Origin of the sequence: Streptomyces galbus, assembly GCF_005280195.1 — a bacterium.
In the GTDB taxonomy this organism is placed as follows: domain Bacteria; phylum Actinomycetota; class Actinomycetes; order Streptomycetales; family Streptomycetaceae; genus Streptomyces; species Streptomyces galbus.
Genome location: NZ_SZPR01000079.1, coordinates 1 through 438 on the forward strand (window position 1 = coordinate 1; position 438 = coordinate 438).

The 438-nt window shown below is 65.5% G+C and carries 1 protein-coding gene; it reads right to left on the reverse strand.

Features of this window, described 5'->3' with window-relative positions; translation table 11 throughout:
* Positions 1–438: alpha-amylase family glycosyl hydrolase (locus E4U92_RS35625; RefSeq protein WP_241681810.1), on the reverse strand; the 438-nt coding region annotated here is incomplete at both ends.

Consider the following 438-nt stretch of genomic DNA (forward strand, 5'->3'; position numbering starts at 1 on the left):
TGGCCAGGATCTCCGAGACCGGATAGCGCGACTCCCGCCGCACCGCCATGAAGATGCGCGGCATCACCGGGAAGTGGAACGCCATGTGGCACTCGTCGCCCCCGGACTCGAAGTCGCCGAAGTAGTCCACGACGTCCTCCGGCCACTGGTTGGCCTCGGCGAGGATCACCGTGTCCGGGTACTGCGCGTCGATCTCCTTGCGGACCCGCTTCAGGAATTCGTGGGTCGCCGGGAGGTTCTCGCAGTTGGTGCCCTCCTCGGCGTACAGGTACGGCACCGCGTCGAGGCGGAAGCCGTCGATGCCGAGGTCAAGCCAGAACCGCAGCGCGGAGATCATCTCCTCCTGCACGGCCGGGTTCTCGTAGTTGAGGTCCGGCTGGTGGGAGAAGAAGCGGTGGAAGAAGTACTGCTTGCGCACCGGGTCGAAGGTCCAGTTGG